This is a genomic window from Mangrovimonas sp. YM274 (genome assembly GCF_030908385.1).
Lineage (GTDB): Bacteria > Bacteroidota > Bacteroidia > Flavobacteriales > Flavobacteriaceae > Mangrovimonas_A.
On record NZ_CP133091.1, the window covers coordinates 819,636 to 836,220 of the forward strand.

Here is a 16,585-nt window from a genome sequence, read left to right on the forward strand (position 1 = left end):
TATGAAATTAAGATTTGGCATTGGTATTCTAATAGTAGCTATGGGACTTTCGTTATCCTCATTTTATCCCATAGATGGTTATGACCGCACAGGAATCAAACGTTTGGTGTATTGGGAACGGGTTAAAAAAGGAGAGGTTGAAAGCCATCGTATTCCAGCAGGAGCCTTTTACCCAATGGATTCCATAAAGTTGAATTTGCTGAGCAGAAAAGATGAATTTTTAGGGATGCCGGCAGTAGATGATGCGCTCCAAAAGAAAGTGGATGCCCTTTTTAAAGGCTTGGATAAAAACTATTCTTTGACGGTTTTGGATATGACGGAGGGGCATCCGGTACGGTATGCCCAACATAGGGAAACGGTGGGGTATCAACCTGGTAGCGTTGGGAAGTTGGTAGTGTTGGCATCTTTTTTTGAGGGACTTTGCCGTGTCTATCCAAACGATTTTGACAAGCGTTTAGCCTTGATGAAAGCTAAGACAATAAAGGCGGGTGACTGGGCTTTGTATGATCATCATACGGTGCCTGTTTATAATTTGGAAACTCAAAAAATGGTGAAGCGGAAGGTAAATGAAAAGGACGTGTTTACGCTTTATGAATGGTTGGATAATATGGTTTCGGTAAGTAATAATGGTGCAGCTAGTGTGGTGTGGCGCGAAGCCTTGTTGATGCATGTGTTTGAAGATAAATACCCCGATTTAACCTTTGAAGAAGCTGAATCCTATTTTAAAGAAACACCTAAAAAGGAACTGTCTGAATTGGCTATAAAAATTGTTAATCAGCCCTTGAGGGATATTGGAATTACGGAAGACGAATGGCGTTTAGGGAAATTTTTTACTAATGGAGCAGGAAATCATATACCGGGAACAGGGGGCAGTATAGGAACTCCAATTGGTTTGATGAAATACATGGTAGCTTTGGAAAAGGGAGATTTTATAGATAAGGCTTCTAGCTTGGAGATGAAACGCTTATTGTATTTAACCGATAGACGTATCCGATATGCGGCTTCCAAAAAATTGGATAGCGCGGCGGTGTATTATAAATCCGGGAGCTTTTACAAATGCGACCGAAGTAAAAATCCTGGGTGCGGCGATTATGAGGGCAATGTGTATAATTATATGAATTCGGTGGCTATTGTGGAACAGCCAGACGGCTCTCGGTATGCGGTTTGTTTAATGTCCAATGTGCTTAATAAAAATTCAGCTTATGACCATTTGATGTTGGCATCTAAAATAGATGCACTTATTAGAGATTAAGGAAGCCCTTGCAATTGCTTTTTAATTGTGTAAGCTTGTTGTCGAACGGTTTTACTTTGGTCATTCAGGACAATATCCACTAGAGGAATGAATTTTTTCTGGTTTATTTTTTCAATCAAATACAGTACGGCATGTTTAATTTTAATGTCATGCCTTTGTAACAATACCTTGTAGCATTCTGCTTCACTGTAAACAGTTAAGTTTAATTTGTGAATCATTTCCTCTGAGATTTTATCTGCAATAATCACGGATTCGGCAATAGGAATCAATTCTCTTTTTAGGTGCATGTCCAATACGTTGTCCAAAAATTCGATGGCATTGGTACGCTGTTCTTCTTCACCATTAATGATGATATCTAAGATGGGTTCAATTTCGTGGGGTGGGTATTTAATTCCTAAAAATTTAAAGATGCGATGCAATTGACGGTCCAAGCGTTGTTCTAAAATTTGCATAAGGCCTCGTCTGGCATCATCAATTGCGCTATGGTCTTTATATTCGTTTTTTTCTTTAAAATCGAGGATGATCTGTGAATGTATAGACGAGAGTGTACTTTGATACAAATGGCATTCGTCCAGAATTTTGTCGACCACAAATTGGTCCTTTATTTTTAAGGAGGGGTGTTCCCATTTTAAGTTTTGAAGCGATTCTATAGCGGCAATTGTCACAGCATGTTCGGTGGTGTCTATAAGTTCAATAAGTCCATCAACCGCCTGCTGCGATGCAAACGACTCAATTACAGAAGGAACAAAATGGGCGTCATCAATAGAAAGATCTTCATTTAAAGTTTTTTGTACCAATACATCAATAATTTTGGGGCCGTAATTGCGAAGTACTTCTTCGGCGGTTGCTCTTGTTTCCTTTTTGGATAGTTGGGAGGCAATAGCTTCTACATAGTCGAAGGACTTTGTAAGCCCCGCGCTGATAATGGCTGCATTGGCAATTTCGGAGTCTTGGTTGCCAAATTCATTTTTAATGATGTAGTCGTATTTTTGTAGTCTGGAATGGCCGATAGCTTCTAAAATGGCTAAGATTTTAGTTTTTTTGTAAGTGGAATTTTCACTGTTGTTATATTCGTTGATGGCTTTGTTGAGCCAATTTTCAAACTCAAATTTTTGCAATAATTGCTGTTTGTGTTGAAACTCCATTGATAGACTTATGAGCACTGCGTTTTTAATGGATTCATCATCGCTGCTTACATACTTTTCAAATACAGCCTTTGGGTGTTTTCTGTTTTTATGAATGATATATCGCAAAGCATTGGTAGTCAATTCTTGGTCTGGGTCATACATTAAGGGTTCAATAATAGGGGAAAGGTTCTCCTTTTTAAGAAAGTAGAGATTCTCTATGGCCAAGGCTTTTACTTTGGGTGAACTGTGCTTGAGAAGCCCTTTGATTGCGTTGAAAAAACGCTCATCTGGTTGTTCCAAAGTTCGGTTTAACATGTGCAAAATTTGCGATTCCGTACCTTGTTCAAACACCCGTTTGATGCTATTGATAATGGAAGTGACGGGAAGCTCCGGTTTGTGCGCCTCTTCTTTACTGCTTTTGGGGTGTGAGGTGTCCAAAAGTTTTCTAAAGGCCAGAATGTAAGCCTTCCGAACTTTGAAGATGAAGAAAATCCAAGTACAGATAAAAGCTATTGTTAGCAAGCTAACATAAATACGATGTAATTGTAACCCGTTGATAATGAAAATAAGTAGGAACCCTGCAATACCTGTTGCAATACTATCGATAACTACATCAATAAAGGTTTTGGTCTTTTTTTTGATATTAATAGGAATGGGGATTACCAAAAGTTCTGTGGCCGCCTTGTTTACGGATTGTTTTAAACTTCCATCCGCAATTTTAATGAGGACGATCACCCAAAGTTCAGGCATGAATACCAATAAAATAGATCCGAAAAGAATGCCTGCAGGTAACCAAAGCAAGGACTTTCCAACTCCAAAAGTTCCTACAATGTGTTTAGTAAAGAATAGTTGAATAACTAATGAAATGACACTTAGTGTGGAAAGCCAAAAACCAAAAAAAGCTGTTAGTTCTTCAGGGTTTTCAATAAGCTCTGAAGCATAGTGGTTATATTGGTAATCAACCAATTTAGCTACAATTACACTAATACCTATAACTACAGCCAAAAGGGATAGCAAGTGAGATTGCTTAATGAGCTTTAATGGCGATTGTCCGTTTTGAGTGCTTTTATGAGTGACAAATCGGCTGTGATGTTTAATTATTTCAGAGCGCCAGAGGTAACCGGTGATGGGGATACAGCAAAATAGGAGGGCGGCGGCCACGAACAAGAGGTCCTCAGAAGGCATGAACATTGAAAGAAGTGAGGTGATATAGCCGCCAGCAATGCCTCCAGCAATTGCACCAGCACCTATGAATCCAAAAACACGTTTAGCTTCTCTGGCATTGTAAAGCATATTGGCGAAGAGCCAAAATTGAGAAGTGGTTAGCAATCCGTAGATGGCAATGAACACATAGGGGATATAAAGTAGATACCTTAATCCCAAATGAAGGTTTAACGCTATACCAAATAGAATGAGAATGAGGACTGAGCCTAGAAATGTACGGTTGATTATTTTTATGAGAGACCATTTTTCAAGGGCTTTGTCATAAAAATACGAACCTGCCATAGCAAAAATGGCCGTGAGAATATAGCCTATAGGAAGGGCTTTTGCTGTAAGCTCCGAAAGAAATATGGAATTTATGGTTGGTTTTACAATGAGAAGGGTGGTAACAATCAAAAAAATGTTGAGCTGCAACAGGAGTGTTTTTTGCAGTTCATCTTCATTGATATCAAATACCCGTAGGAGGTAGGCTTTGAGTCCTTTGGTATTGGGCATATTTACATCTTTATGGCGGTTTCAACAGGAACGACTAAATCCCTGATAATCTGTTCTCCAAATTTGTTTTCTACCAAAGCTACTAAAATATATTTTCTTTCTTCACCCCAAACCAAAATAGAATCGGCGTGCCAATTTTGCCAAGTTCCAGACTTTCTAAACAGGCGGGCATTTGGCGCGATTCGGTCAAGGGTATTAACAAATTTGTGATGCAGTTCGGGATTTTCCATAATATCCAACATTTTCTTTGAGCGCTCACGAGTAACTAGTTTTCCGTTAAGTAACATATAGTAAAAGCGGCAAACTTGTGTTACAGAGGCGGCATGACTTAGGTTTTTTAAAGGGTCTCTATTGGTGGGGCCAGAAGCGGCATATCGCTTGCCAACCCAAAGTCCGCCTCCCTTGTCTTCTTGATACAATTGGTATTTAGGACCACGAACCACACTTTCTATCTTTTCAAACCCTAGACGGTCAATTAAGCGCGTGGTGGCTTGGTTATTGGATTTGCTAATCATTAAACGCATATCGTTTAAAATGTCATCGGTTTCTTCCAGTTCCCCTTTTTCGAGGGCGTCTTGCGTAGCTAATAATACGGCAATCTTTGGCAGGCTGGCTGCATACATCATTAAATCGCCATTTAAAAAAGCAAAACGCGGCTGTTCTGGATTGTTGAGGTCTACAAGCCCTACGGACATCTTCTTGCTTTCGATGAGTCGTTTCCATTGTGGATTGTTATAGAGTTCCTTTTGGAGGTTGTCAATGAGTTGTTGATTGTAAAAGGCTAATAACGGCTTAAACTTTTCTTCCGGTATATGGATAGGGAGTTTAGAGTAGTCCGGAGCATTCGAAACAGATGTTTTTTCAACTACGCTGGAGGTTGTCATTTTGGGTTGTGGCGGTTCTTCTATGGGAGCTGATCGATTAGAGAAAAAGACTAAAATTAATGATAAAACCAATATAGAGATAATAGTGAAATTGCGAATTTGTTTTGAAATGCTCATTGGTTTTATAGTTGTTGATCTATTCAAAGTTGTATCTGATAAAATAATCTAAATTGATTTTTATTGTTGTTTATGGGGTTGAAAATCAAAGATTAAGATAGTAAAATTTGTTCGTATTGAATAGTGCTATAAGGAAGAAATGTACGGTTGGGTAAAAATTAAAAATTGCAAATTTTATTAACAGTCTTAAGTTTTGATTACTAGAGTTTAAGAAGTTTCTTTCAAATATTTTTAATTTGAAAGTTAAATTTTACATGAAAATATAGATTTGGAATAGGTATGTTTGGACGTTATTAATCAAAATAAACCGATGAAAAAAATTAGAATTTTAGTTTGTTGCTTTTTAGTTTTTACAACTTTACAAGCTCAAAAAAGCCTATCTCAAGATTTTGACTATTCAATTAGCGAGCCTTATCAAGTTTATGATGCCGCGAAAAAGTTTTATTTCAGTCAAGAAAACGAAATTTTGACGGTAAAACCATGGAGAAAATATATCGTGATTCAAAAGTTCAATGTGGATGACTTGTCTCTAATTTCCAGTAAGGAGTATTTAGATTTTCCAGATAACTATGTAGTTGAGGGAATGGAAGAAGTGGGAGGTCGTTACTATTTCTTTTATTCCTCATGGACAGGTAGAAAGACTCAACATGAACAGCTTTTTTTCTGGGAAATAGATTTCGAGAAAGGAGAGTTCATTGGAGAGCCCAAAAAGCTCATTGATTTTTCAGGCCATTTAGCAGGAGGTCCAGGCGTAGCTTTGTTAAACATACCTGGTTGGCAGGGAATTACCGGGATGTTTGGAGTTGTTGATAAATTTGATTTTTTAAAGTCTAAAGATGGTTCAAAATTATTGGCTCATTACAGGAAAAAGCCGGAAGTAAAAAGAGACACCAAAAGTTATGATGTTATTGGGATTAATGTGTATGATTCTAATCTAAATAAGTTGTGGGCAAAGGAATATAAAATGCCATATACAGAACGACGAATGGATGCACTAGATTTTGCCGTAGACTCTAATGGAGATGGTTATATGTTGGTTAAAGTGTTTCATGATGATAGTAATGATGACAAAAAGAGGAAAAAGGATGAAGAGGCTAATTATCATATTGAACTGTTTAGGCTTTTACAAGGTGATAATGAAATTGAAATTACCAAAATTGAAGTAGAGGATAAATACATAAATGGAATTTCACTATTTGAATCTCCTGAAGGGTTTATTATCTGTGCAGGGTTTTATAACAGTGGGTTGAAAAATGGATTCTTCAGTAATGCAACGAGTAAATTTCAATTGTCGAATTCTGATGGCTTGTTTACTTTTAAGGTTACAAGAGACGGGGAGTTGATAGATAAGCATTATTATGAAATTCCTTTAGAGATTTTGAATCAGTATGTTAGTGATAGAACGAAAAGAAAAAATGAGAAAAAGGAGAAGGATGATGAAGTAGAGTTTAAATATTTGAGATTAAATGACCTTATTGTTAAGGCTGATGGGAGTTTAGTTCTAGTTGGAGAGCAAAAGTATGTGATTCGTCATACCACTTCTAAAGGAGTTGTCTATTATACCTATCATTACAATGATATGTTAATTGCTAAAATTGGTAGTTCGGGTGAATTGGCATGGATGAAAAAGTTACCTAAAATACAATATGGTAAGCCTAAAATTGGACAGGTATTTGATTACAGTAAAATATATAAGGGAGGGATGTCTTATTCATATTTGTTTGCTGATAATGCTCACTATTTGCTGTTTTTGGATAATGTTAAAAATATTGATTTGGAATTGAATCAAAGACCGGCTCTGCATTCGGATGGACATGGAGGCTATTTAACAGCCTATAAAATAGATGACCTTACGGGTGATGTTGCAAAGGATAATATATTTGATACTAGAAATGTTACTGATGATTTAGAAGTTCATCAATTTAGTGTGGATAGGGTAATTAAAACTAAGGAGAATGAATTTGTGCTTGAATTTTATAAAAAGAAGAAGGAAGATATTTTGATAAAAGTTAAAGTAAAGACTGGTCAAGACAGTAAATAAAGTAGAAGTAAAAGCGAATAGGAAACTATTCGCTTTTTTCTTTTTCCATATTAATGAGGTGTGCCAATGAGGCAACAATACGGTTGTGTTTTTTGACAAAGGGATTGGTTTGGTCCCAAACGTAACCTGCCAATACTGCACAAATTTGTTTTTTGACCTCTTGGTTTTCTGGTCTGTGGAAGAATAAGGTTTGTAGATTTCCTGTGTACCATTCCTTCACGTAGGTGGCGAATACGTTAACTCCAGATTTTATGTAATCGGCGTAGTCTGTTTCCCAATCTACATTTTCACCATTTAATTCTTTGGCTATGAGTTTCGCCGATTGCAATGCAGATTCTGTGGCGAAGGTCACCCCCGATGAAAATACGGGATCCAGAAATTCAGCACTGTTGCCTGTAAGTACAAAGCCTTTTCCGTAGAATTTTTTTACAGCTTTGGAATAATTCCTGATGCAAACCGGGGCAAATTCAAAATCTAAATCCTCAAATCGCTCGCTGTAATATTTGGAAAGCTTAAGCATGGCTTTCATGCGTTCCGTAGATGAACCTTCATAAGCATCTATCAATTCATTTTTACCGACAAATCCAATACTGGTAATACCGTTTGAAAATGGAATTACCCAAAACCAAGTGTCTTTGTCCAAAACATCAAAGGTTATCAAGGTGCCTTCTCTGCCTTCTGGACGTTTTAGGTCTTTTACATGAGTGAAAATGGAGGAGTGTTCAGGAATTGAAGAAGGTTTATCCAAATCCAGAAGTCTAGGCAAAACCCTTCCGTAGCCACTAGAATCTACGATGAACTTGGCGTCTATGGAATAGTCATTTCCATATTCGTCCTTGACTTTGGTTGTAGAAGTCCCATCATCTTTTATGTCCACATCAACAACTTCATGTTGAAATTTTATGTCCACACCCCATTTTTGAAGCTCTAGGGCTAGTGTATTATCAAAATCCGCTCTTGGTACCTGCCAAGTCCAGTTCCAGCCTTCCGTATGCTTTTTACTAAAGTCGAAATTGCAGACAATATCATCTCTTAAAAAACGAGCACCGGCTTTTACTTCAAAATTTTGAGCTTTTAAGCAGTCCAATAACCCGACTTCTTCAAAATGGTCCATGCATCTAGGCAATAGACTTTCTCCAATGACAAAACGAGGAAATTGGCTTTTTTCTATCACTTTGATATTAAAACCTTGTTTGTGCAAATAAGCGGCAGAAACACAGCCCGAAGGACCAGCTCCTATAATTAAAACATCAACACTAGTATCGCTCATGGGCTTTGTGGAATAAATTCATTTATTATTTTAAATTTGCTAACCAAAATAACTACTTTCGTTTTAGTTATTAAAATTTAATCATAAAAATAACCCTTATTACATATAGATGCTAACATTTGACGGGAAACTAGGTATTGAAGATTTTTATAAAATTATTTTTGAGGATACTCCAATTCAAATTGATGAAATAGTTTTGGAGCGAGTGAGTAAGAGCTTTAATTTTTTAAAGACGTTTTCTGAAAATAAGGTCATTTATGGAGTTAATACTGGGTTTGGCCCAATGGCGCAGTATAAGATTAAGGATTCTGAACGTATTCAGTTGCAGTATAACCTTATACGCAGTCACTCTTCTGGTACAGGGCAACCTATTGGCCCGATGTATGTAAAGGCTGCCATGGTGGCACGACTGAATACGCTGTCTTTGGGGTATTCGGGAGTTCATGTTTCGGTTATTGAATTAATGGTGGAGCTGATCAACAGAAATATCATTCCTCTAATTTATGAACATGGAGGTGTAGGTGCTAGTGGAGATTTGGTACAATTGGCCCATTTGGCCTTGGTGTTGATAGGGGAAGGTGAAGTGTTCTATAAAGGTGAACGAAAGGCAACAAAGGAAGTGTTTGAAATAGAAGGCTTGCAACCTATCTCAGTAGAGCTTAGGGAAGGTTTGGCCTTGATGAATGGAACTTCGGTGATGACAGGAATTGGAATAGTAAATGCTATTTACACCAAAAGGCTTTTGGGGTGGATTACCTCGGCCTCGGCTTCCATAAATGAAATTGTACAGGCCTATGACGACCATCTTTCGGAAGAGTTAAATGGCTCTAAATTACATATAGGTCAAAGGGAAGTTGCCAATAATATGCGAGCGCATTTAAGTGATAGTCAATTAACCCGCAAGCGCGAACATCATCTTTACACCAATAATGATGATGTGTCTGTATTCAAGGAAAAAGTACAAGAGTATTATTCCCTAAGATGCGTCCCTCAAATATTGGGACCTGTCTTGGACACTTTAAAAGGTGTAGAGAAAATTTTGATAGAAGAAGTTAATTCTGCAAATGACAATCCTATTGTAGATGTGGCTAAGCAACATGTGTACCATGGCGGGAATTTCCATGGAGACTATGTGTCCTTAGAAATGGATAAATTGAAAACCGTAGTGGCCAAAACAAGTATGTTGGCCGAACGTCAATTAAATTATTTGTTAAACGCTAGGTTGAATGATATTCTTCCTCCTTTTGTAAACCTTGGTACATTGGGATTGAATTTTGGGATGCAGGGAGTACAGTTTACAGCAACATCCACAACTGCAGAAAACCAGATGTTGTCCAACCCGATGTATGTGCACAGTATCCCTAACAATAATGACAATCAGGATATTGTTAGTATGGGGACCAATGCGGCCTTGATTACCAAAAAAGTAATAGAGAATGCTTTTGAGGTTGTGGGCATAGAACTTATTACCATAGTCCAAGCCATTGAATGTTTAGAACTGCAGGGGAAAGTGTCTTCCAAAACAAAGAAGATTTACGATGATATTAGGGCAATCGTCCCTGTGTTTAAGGAAGATGTCGCCATGTACCCGTTTGTGAACAAGGTGAAGGAGTTTATCATGTCGCACTAGGCTGTTTCATTTTGGATTTTGCCCGGGAAGGATTGGTTGTGGGGTTTAATTATTGTTTTTCGTAATTTATTAATATAAAGCTGTTAATCTTATGAGATTTAATTCAATTTTATTTGTGCTAATTTTTTTTATTTCTAAAGGGTTTTCTCAGGAATTGGCACTTGCAAGATTTGACGACAAGTATGGTTATCTAAATAAATCTGGCGAATGGCAAATAAGTCCACAATTTGAGTCTGCTAAAGATTTTGTTGAAGATTTAGCTGAGGCTATGGGCGCCAATGAAAAATGGGGATTTATTAATAGGAATGGAGAATGGCAAATTCAACCTAAGTTTGTAAGAGTTAAAGAATTTAATTCAGGAATAGCCTTAGCTTATGATGGGGATCGTTGGTTTTATATAAATAGAAAAGGAGAGGAGGTTCTTAAAAACGTTAAGACTGTTAAATATTATGATTTTTCAGAGGGTTTTGCTATTGTTAGATCAGAGGATGGTAAGGTTGGTTTTATAGATACGTTAGGCAATTATATTGTTGAACCTAAGTTTGAAAAAGTACATGATTTTGTAAATGGTTATGCAAGGGTTTCCCCTGATGGGAAATGGGGGATTATTGATGTTAAAGGGAAGTATTTTGTTGAACCCAATTACAGAAGGGTTGGTAATGTTTATTTAGGGAATGTTGTTGTCGAGAATGAAAATGAGGAAGTAGGCTTGATAATAGAGGGGAAGTTTAAAGTGGTAGAAGGAGCGAGAAAAATATGGGATTTTTCCTATAATGGTGAGTTTACATATGCGAAAAAAGATGATTTTGTAGGTTTCATAAACAATAAAGGCGAGTGGGTTGTTGAACCTCAATTTGATAAGGCAAGAGCTTTTTTAAATGGACTAGCCCCCGTAATGCTTAAAAATAAATGGGGATATATTAATACATCTGGAGAATTAGTTATAGATTATAAATTTAAAGATGCGGATGTTTTTAGTAAAGATGGTTTAGCGCCAGTAAAGTTAAAAAAGCGTTGGGGCTTTATTGATAAAACTGGAAAATTGGTTATTCAAGATGAGTATGATATTCATTCTCGTATGGGAGGATTTGGGATTGGAGGTAGAAGAGCAATGAGGAATTTTGGTTTGGAGCTGCCTAATTTTGGCTTTATTGATGGTTTAGCTAGGGTAAAAAAAGATAAGGAATGGGGGTTTATAGATGCTAATGGAGAGGTATTGAATAATACTTGGTATCAAAACTTGGAATTGTTCCAATAAAACCTATAATTGCAAAATATTATCCGCTATAAAAACTAACTAAATGAAATGTGCCATAATCACAGGTGGGTCAAGAGGAATAGGACGAGCCATTTGTATTCAACTAGCAAAAGATACCAATTACCATATCATCATTAATTACAATAGTAATGAAACCGCAGCGTTAGAAACCAAACAAGCTGTAGAGGCAGAGGGTAATACTGCCGAAATTATAAAATTTAATGTAGCCAATGCCGAGGAAGTTACAAGTGCTCTAGAAGCATGGCAGGAGGCTAATAAAGAGGCTGTTGTTGAGGTTGTTGTAAACAATGCAGGAATTACAAAAGACGGATTGTTTATGTGGATGCCTCAAAATGACTGGCAGGATGTAATCAATACGTCCCTGAACGGATTTTATAATGTTACCAATTTCTTTATTCAAAAACTTTTGCGCAATCGTTTTGGTCGCATTGTGAACGTGGCGTCCGTATCTGGAGTTAAGGGTACAGCAGGGCAAACCAATTATTCGGCTGCCAAAGGGGCATTGATAGGTGCCACTAAGGCGTTGGCCCAAGAAGTAGCCAAACGAAAAATCACTGTTAATGCAGTGGCGCCAGGATTTATAAAATCTGATATGACGGCAGAGCTGGATGAAAAGGAGTTAAAAGGTATGATTCCTTTAAATCGTTTTGGGGAGCCGGAAGAAGTGGCGCACGCCGTATCATTTTTAGTTTCAGACAAAGCATCTTATATTACCGGGGAAGTCATAAATATTAATGGAGGTATTTACTCCTAATTTTGGTCGTTAGATGAGAAGAGTTGTAATATCGGGTATGGGTATTTACTCATGCATTGGAGAAAATTTAGAACAGGTAAAACAGTCCCTCTATGAAGGGAAATCAGGGATTGTTGTGGACGAAGACCGGATAGCTTTTGGGTATCGATCTCCCTTAACCGGAATGGTTTCTCAGCCTAATCTTAAGGGATTGCTCTCCAGACGCCAGCGCATTAGTTTGGGGGAGGAAGGAGAGTATGCTTATGTGGCTACTTTGGAAGCTTTAAAGAATGCAAAAATCGATCAGGACTTTTTGGATCAACATGAGGTGGGAATTCTCTATGGAAACGATAGTACGGCGAAATCGGTTATTGAATCTGTAGATAAAATTCGGGAGAAAAAGGACACCACATTAGTTGGTTCTGGAGCAATTTTTCAAGGAATGAATTCTTCCGTAACCATGAATTTGTCAACTATTTTCAAACTTAAAGGTATCAATTTTACCATTAGTGCCGCTTGTGCCAGTGGGTCTCATGCAATAGGCATGGCTTACCATTTAATTAAAAGTGGTATGCAGGATTGCGTGATTTGTGGAGGCGCCCAAGAAATCAATAAGTTGGCTATGGCTAGCTTTGATGGTTTGGGTGTGTTTTCGGTGCATACAGAAGATCCGCATAAAGCATCAAGGCCGTTTGATAAGGACAGGGATGGCTTGGTGCCTAGCGGAGGAGCGGCAACCTTGGTTTTGGAAACGTATGAGTCTGCCGTAGCACGAGGAGCCACTATTTATGGCGAAGTTTTAGGGTATGGATTTTCTTCTAATGGCGATCATATTTCTACCCCAAATGTAGATGGTCCTGCAAGAGCGATGAATATGGCTATCAATCAGGCTGCAATCAACCCTTCTGATATTGAATATGTAAATGCGCATGCCACTTCTACTCCAGTAGGGGATGCCAATGAGGCGAAAGCAATCTTTTCGGTTTTTGGTGAAAATGGCCCATATGTAAGTTCTACTAAATCCATGACAGGACATGAATGTTGGATGGCAGGGGCGAGTGAGGTTATTTACTCCATTTTGATGATGCAGAATGACTTTATAGCACCTAATATAAATCTTGGAGAACCTGATGAGGCCGCGGCTAAATTAAATTTGGTAGCAGAAACAATAGATAAAAAATTTGATGTATTTTTGTCCAATTCTTTTGGATTTGGAGGGACAAATTCCGCATTAATAATTAAAAAATAAGCGTGAGATAATGGATAAAGAAGTTATCATTGAGAAGATAAACAACTTTTTGGTTGATGAGTTTGAGGTTGAAGAAGATGATATATCTGCAGGAGCTAATTTGAAGGAAACTTTGGAGCTGGATAGTTTGGATTTTGTGGATTTGGTTGTTGCTATCGAATCTAATTTTGGTGTTAAGCTTGTAGGAGAAGACTTCGTGAACGTAGTGACGTTACAAGATTTTTATAATCTTATAGAAACGAAATTAAGCTAAGCACTTTTACTCTGTTATTTTATGGCTACTGAATGGGAAGGTAAATCCAGAGGTACCGTTTTTGGATATAGAATCTTTGTATTCTTTATGCAAAAATTTGGAGTAGTATCTGCTTACCTTATTCTTTGTTTTGTAGCTGCCTATTATTGCTTATTTGCTTTCGATAGTTCAAAATCTATCTACTACTACTTTAGAAAAAGGCGTGGTTATTCTGTCTTGAAAAGCCTATTGAGCATCTATAGAAATTACTACGTTTTTGGTAAGACCATTATAGATAAAGTAGCTATTTCTTCTGGGTTAAGAGATTATTTTACCTATCAGTTTGATGGGGTGGAGCTTTTAGAAGAGGCCCTCAAAAAGAAAAAAGGAGGTATTTTAATTAGTGCCCATGTTGGGAATTTTGAAATAGCCGAACACTTTTTTGGAGAATTGGAGGGCTATGCATCCATAAACTTGCTCACTACCGATGTGGAGCATACAGCCATCAAGGAGTACTTGGAGAGCGTTACTGGAAAATCCAAGATCAAACTTATTCTAATTAGGGAAGACCTTTCCCATATTTTTGAGATCAATGCTGCTTTGGCCAGAAATGAATTGGTATGTATTACCGGCGATCGGTATGTAAAGGGCGCAAAGTTTTTAACCCATGATCTCTTTGGGGAAAAGGCGCAATTTCCCGCAGGCCCCTTTGTGTTAGCTTCCAGGCTGCGAGTTCCGGTATTATTTGTCTATGTAATGAAGGAAACCAATAGGCATTATCATTTATACACAAGAAAGGCCGAGTCCAAGCATAGGGATGCTGATGGCCTTCTGGAAGAATACACCAAAAGTCTTACCTGGATTCTTGAAAAATATCCATTACAATGGTTCAATTATTTCGATTTTTGGAAAAGCGAAAATGATTCATAAACTTGATTTTATTTTTGCTTAATATTTCCGTAATTACGGAAAAAATCAGTTTTTGAAAAAAGTACTTGTAATTCACTATTCCCAATCGGGTCAGCTTACAGAAATTGTCAATAATATTAGTGCGCCTTTAAAGGCAGAGGAGCATCATATAGACTTTTTGGAAATTGAGATGGAAACACCATTTCCTTTTCCGTGGCCTAAAAATCAGTTTTTAGATGCCTTTCCAGAATCTTTTTTGGAAGTTCCTCAAAAAATAAAGCCAATTCCACAATACATCAAAGACACTACATATGACCTAGTAATTTTTGGTTATAGTGTATGGTACCTTACACCTTCAATTCCTGCCAATTCATTTTTGGAGAGTGAAGAAGGAAAGAAGCTATTGGCAGATACCAAGGTTGTTACGGTTATTGGCTGTAGAAATATGTGGATTATGGCGCAAGAAAAAGTAAAGGGGAAATTAAAGGGTATAGGTGCAGAATTGGTAGGGAATATTGTTTTGGTGGATAGGCATATCAACCATGTAAGTGTCATTACCATTGTAAAGTGGATGTTTACCGGTGAAAAGAAGCGTTATCTGGGCATCTTTCCAAAACCCGGGGTGTCTCAAAAGGATATTGACGAATCGGTAAAGTTTGGTGGGGTAATTTCGAAAGTGTTAGATACAGGAAACTATAATGCTCTGCAGGAGCGTTTATTAGATAAAGGAGCTGTTGTAATCAAGCCATTTTTGGTAATGGCAGACCAAAGGGCCAATGTGCTATTTTCGAAGTGGGCCAATTTGATAAAAAACAAAACAAAGGAGGATGCATCAAAACGCCCTTTTTGGATTAAAATTTTCAAATATTACCTATTATTTGCGATTTGGGTTATTGCTCCTATAGTTTTTATTCTATTTTTGTTGACCTATATGCCCCTACATGCCAAGATAAAACGAGATAAGATGTATTTTTCATCTGTTTCATAACAAAGAAGGCCCTAATTTTAAATATGAAAGAAGTTTACATAACCAGAATATCAAAATTTTTGCCAAATCGTCCCATTGGCAATGAGGAAATGGAAGCAAAATTGGGAGCGATAAATGGGGTGCCATCCAAAGGACGCCGCCTTGTTTTGAGAAACAACCAAATCAAGACAAGATATTATGCACTGGATGAAGAGGGAAATATTACTCATAATAATGCAGAGTTGGCAAAAGAGGCTATTGCAAACCTTTGTGACGACAAGTTTCAGGCAGAGGAGATAGAACTTTTGTCTTGTGGAACTTCTAGTCCAGATCAAATTTTACCCTCGCATGCTGCCATGGTTCATGGAGCTCTTAAAAGCGGAAATGCAGAAATTAACTCCCCGTCGGGAGCGTGTTGTTCAGGAATGAACGCCCTTAAATATGGGTTTTTGTCGGTAAAATCAGGGCAGACCAATAATGCGGTTTGTTCGGGGTCCGAGAGAACGTCTTCTTGGTTTAGAGCAACTATTTATTCCAGTGAGGTGGAACATTTAAAGGAGTTGGAAGAAAAGCCAATAATAGCTTTTAATAAGGATTTCCTGAGATGGATGCTTTCTGATGGAGCAGGAGCCTTTTTGTTGGAGAATGCACCAAAAGGCGATTGTCCATTGCGTATTGAGTGGATGGAAGGTTATTCCTATGCATATGAGTTGGAGGCATGCATGTATGCCGGTAGTGATAAAATGACCGACGGAACTTTGAAGGGGTGGAGTGAATACCAATCGGAGGAGTGGAGCCAGCAATCTATTTTTGCAGCCAAACAAGATGTGAAATTGTTGGATCAATACATTCTGGAAAAAGGTGTAGATAGTTTAAAGCTTGCTTTAGAAAAACATGATTTGGCACCGTCTGATGTTGATTACTTCTTGCCCCATATTTCATCTTATTATTTTAAGGAGTCCTTATACGAACAAATGAAGGCCAACGGTGTACATATCCCTATGGAAAATTGGTTTACCAACCTAGCAACTGTAGGAAATGTAGGTTCGGCTTCAATATATATTATGTTGGAAGAACTTGTAAGCTCTGGCAGGCTAAAGAAAGGAGATAAGATTTTGTTGTCTGTTCCTGAAAGCGCCCGTTTTTCTTATGCCTATGCTTTTTTAACTGTTTGCTAGT

General features: G+C 37.7%; 13 protein-coding genes. 10 read left to right on the forward strand and 3 right to left on the reverse strand.

Annotated features, from left to right (window positions below; all coding sequences use genetic code 11):
* Position 1: 1 nt before the first annotated feature.
* The gene (locus RBH95_RS03585; protein ID WP_307901353.1) at positions 2–1,252 is read left to right on the forward strand and encodes a serine hydrolase; all 1,251 of its coding nucleotides are present in this window, start codon (positions 2–4) and stop codon (positions 1,250–1,252) included.
* On the opposite strand, the gene RBH95_RS03590 is transcribed toward RBH95_RS03585, so the two are convergent.
* Both RBH95_RS03590 and RBH95_RS03595 read right to left on the reverse strand, forming a co-directional pair.
* Positions 1,249–4,095 carry an NTP/NDP exchange transporter gene (locus RBH95_RS03590; protein ID WP_307901354.1) on the reverse strand — a complete coding sequence of 949 codons (2,847 nt, stop codon included), beginning with the start codon at positions 4,093–4,095 and terminating at the stop codon, positions 1,249–1,251. The genes RBH95_RS03585 and RBH95_RS03590 overlap by 4 nt on opposite strands.
* A gap of 2 nt (positions 4,096–4,097) precedes the next feature.
* A complete protein-coding gene (locus tag RBH95_RS03595) occupies positions 4,098–5,096 on the reverse strand; it encodes a serine hydrolase (RefSeq protein WP_307901355.1) in 999 nt (332 codons plus the stop codon).
* Between the two features lie 310 nt (positions 5,097–5,406).
* Between RBH95_RS03595 and RBH95_RS03600 the strand changes: the two genes are divergently transcribed.
* The gene (locus tag RBH95_RS03600; RefSeq protein ID WP_307901356.1) at positions 5,407–7,137 is read left to right on the forward strand and encodes a hypothetical protein; all 1,731 of its coding nucleotides are present in this window, start codon (positions 5,407–5,409) and stop codon (positions 7,135–7,137) included.
* A 25-nt stretch (positions 7,138–7,162) separates the two neighbouring features.
* Here the strand turns inward: RBH95_RS03600 and RBH95_RS03605 are convergent, their stop codons facing one another.
* Positions 7,163–8,407 (reverse strand): NAD(P)/FAD-dependent oxidoreductase, encoded by a 1,245-nt coding sequence (locus tag RBH95_RS03605; RefSeq protein ID WP_307901357.1) that lies wholly within the window; start codon positions 8,405–8,407, stop codon positions 7,163–7,165.
* A 109-nt stretch (positions 8,408–8,516) separates the two neighbouring features.
* On the opposite strand from RBH95_RS03605, the gene hutH reads away from it, so the two are divergent.
* The 8 genes from hutH (at position 8,517) to RBH95_RS03645 (ending at position 16,584) form a co-directional block, all read left to right on the forward strand.
* Complete coding sequence (gene hutH, locus RBH95_RS03610) at positions 8,517–10,037, forward strand: histidine ammonia-lyase (protein WP_307901358.1); 1,521 nt, start codon at positions 8,517–8,519, stop codon at positions 10,035–10,037.
* A gap of 91 nt (positions 10,038–10,128) precedes the next feature.
* The gene (locus RBH95_RS03615; RefSeq protein ID WP_307901359.1) at positions 10,129–11,295 is read left to right on the forward strand and encodes a WG repeat-containing protein; all 1,167 of its coding nucleotides are present in this window, start codon (positions 10,129–10,131) and stop codon (positions 11,293–11,295) included.
* A 43-nt stretch (positions 11,296–11,338) separates the two neighbouring features.
* A complete protein-coding gene (gene fabG / locus RBH95_RS03620) occupies positions 11,339–12,070 on the forward strand; it encodes a 3-oxoacyl-ACP reductase FabG (RefSeq protein ID WP_307901360.1) in 732 nt (243 codons plus the stop codon).
* Between the two features lie 13 nt (positions 12,071–12,083).
* Entirely contained in the window at positions 12,084–13,298 is a 1,215-nt protein-coding gene (locus RBH95_RS03625) for a beta-ketoacyl synthase (protein WP_307901361.1), read from the forward strand.
* A gap of 10 nt (positions 13,299–13,308) precedes the next feature.
* Positions 13,309–13,551 (forward strand): phosphopantetheine-binding protein, encoded by a 243-nt coding sequence (locus RBH95_RS03630; protein ID WP_307901362.1) that lies wholly within the window; start codon positions 13,309–13,311, stop codon positions 13,549–13,551.
* A gap of 21 nt (positions 13,552–13,572) precedes the next feature.
* Positions 13,573–14,460 (forward strand): lipid A biosynthesis acyltransferase, encoded by an 888-nt coding sequence (locus RBH95_RS03635; RefSeq protein WP_307901363.1) that lies wholly within the window; start codon positions 13,573–13,575, stop codon positions 14,458–14,460.
* Positions 14,461–14,512: 52 nt separating this feature from the next.
* Complete coding sequence (locus RBH95_RS03640) at positions 14,513–15,427, forward strand: dialkylrecorsinol condensing enzyme DarA (protein ID WP_307901364.1); 915 nt, start codon at positions 14,513–14,515, stop codon at positions 15,425–15,427.
* A 23-nt stretch (positions 15,428–15,450) separates the two neighbouring features.
* On the forward strand, positions 15,451–16,584 hold the full coding sequence (locus tag RBH95_RS03645) for a beta-ketoacyl-ACP synthase III (RefSeq protein ID WP_307901365.1): 1,134 nt from the start codon (positions 15,451–15,453) through the stop codon (positions 16,582–16,584).
* Position 16,585 lies beyond the last annotated feature (1 nt).

Bases quoted from the DNA above. Each gene is read 5' to 3' on its own strand.
- RBH95_RS03595 (WP_307901355.1), bottom strand. From the start codon at position 5,096: ATGAGCATTTCAAAACAAATTCGCAATTTCACTATTATCTCTATATTG.
- fabG (WP_307901360.1), top strand. From the start codon at position 11,339: ATGAAATGTGCCATAATCACAGGTGGGTCAAGAGGAATAGGACGAGCC.
- RBH95_RS03600 (WP_307901356.1), top strand. From the start codon at position 5,407: ATGAAAAAAATTAGAATTTTAGTTTGTTGCTTTTTAGTTTTTACAACT.
- RBH95_RS03615 (WP_307901359.1), top strand. From the start codon at position 10,129: ATGAGATTTAATTCAATTTTATTTGTGCTAATTTTTTTTATTTCTAAA.
- RBH95_RS03585 (WP_307901353.1), top strand. From the start codon at position 2: ATGAAATTAAGATTTGGCATTGGTATTCTAATAGTAGCTATGGGACTT.
- hutH (WP_307901358.1), top strand. From the start codon at position 8,517: ATGCTAACATTTGACGGGAAACTAGGTATTGAAGATTTTTATAAAATT.
- RBH95_RS03625 (WP_307901361.1), top strand. From the start codon at position 12,084: ATGAGAAGAGTTGTAATATCGGGTATGGGTATTTACTCATGCATTGGA.
- RBH95_RS03635 (WP_307901363.1), top strand. From the start codon at position 13,573: ATGGCTACTGAATGGGAAGGTAAATCCAGAGGTACCGTTTTTGGATAT.
- RBH95_RS03605 (WP_307901357.1), bottom strand. From the start codon at position 8,407: ATGAGCGATACTAGTGTTGATGTTTTAATTATAGGAGCTGGTCCTTCG.
- RBH95_RS03590 (WP_307901354.1), bottom strand. From the start codon at position 4,095: ATGCCCAATACCAAAGGACTCAAAGCCTACCTCCTACGGGTATTTGAT.
- RBH95_RS03645 (WP_307901365.1), top strand. From the start codon at position 15,451: ATGAAAGAAGTTTACATAACCAGAATATCAAAATTTTTGCCAAATCGT.
- RBH95_RS03630 (WP_307901362.1), top strand. From the start codon at position 13,309: ATGGATAAAGAAGTTATCATTGAGAAGATAAACAACTTTTTGGTTGAT.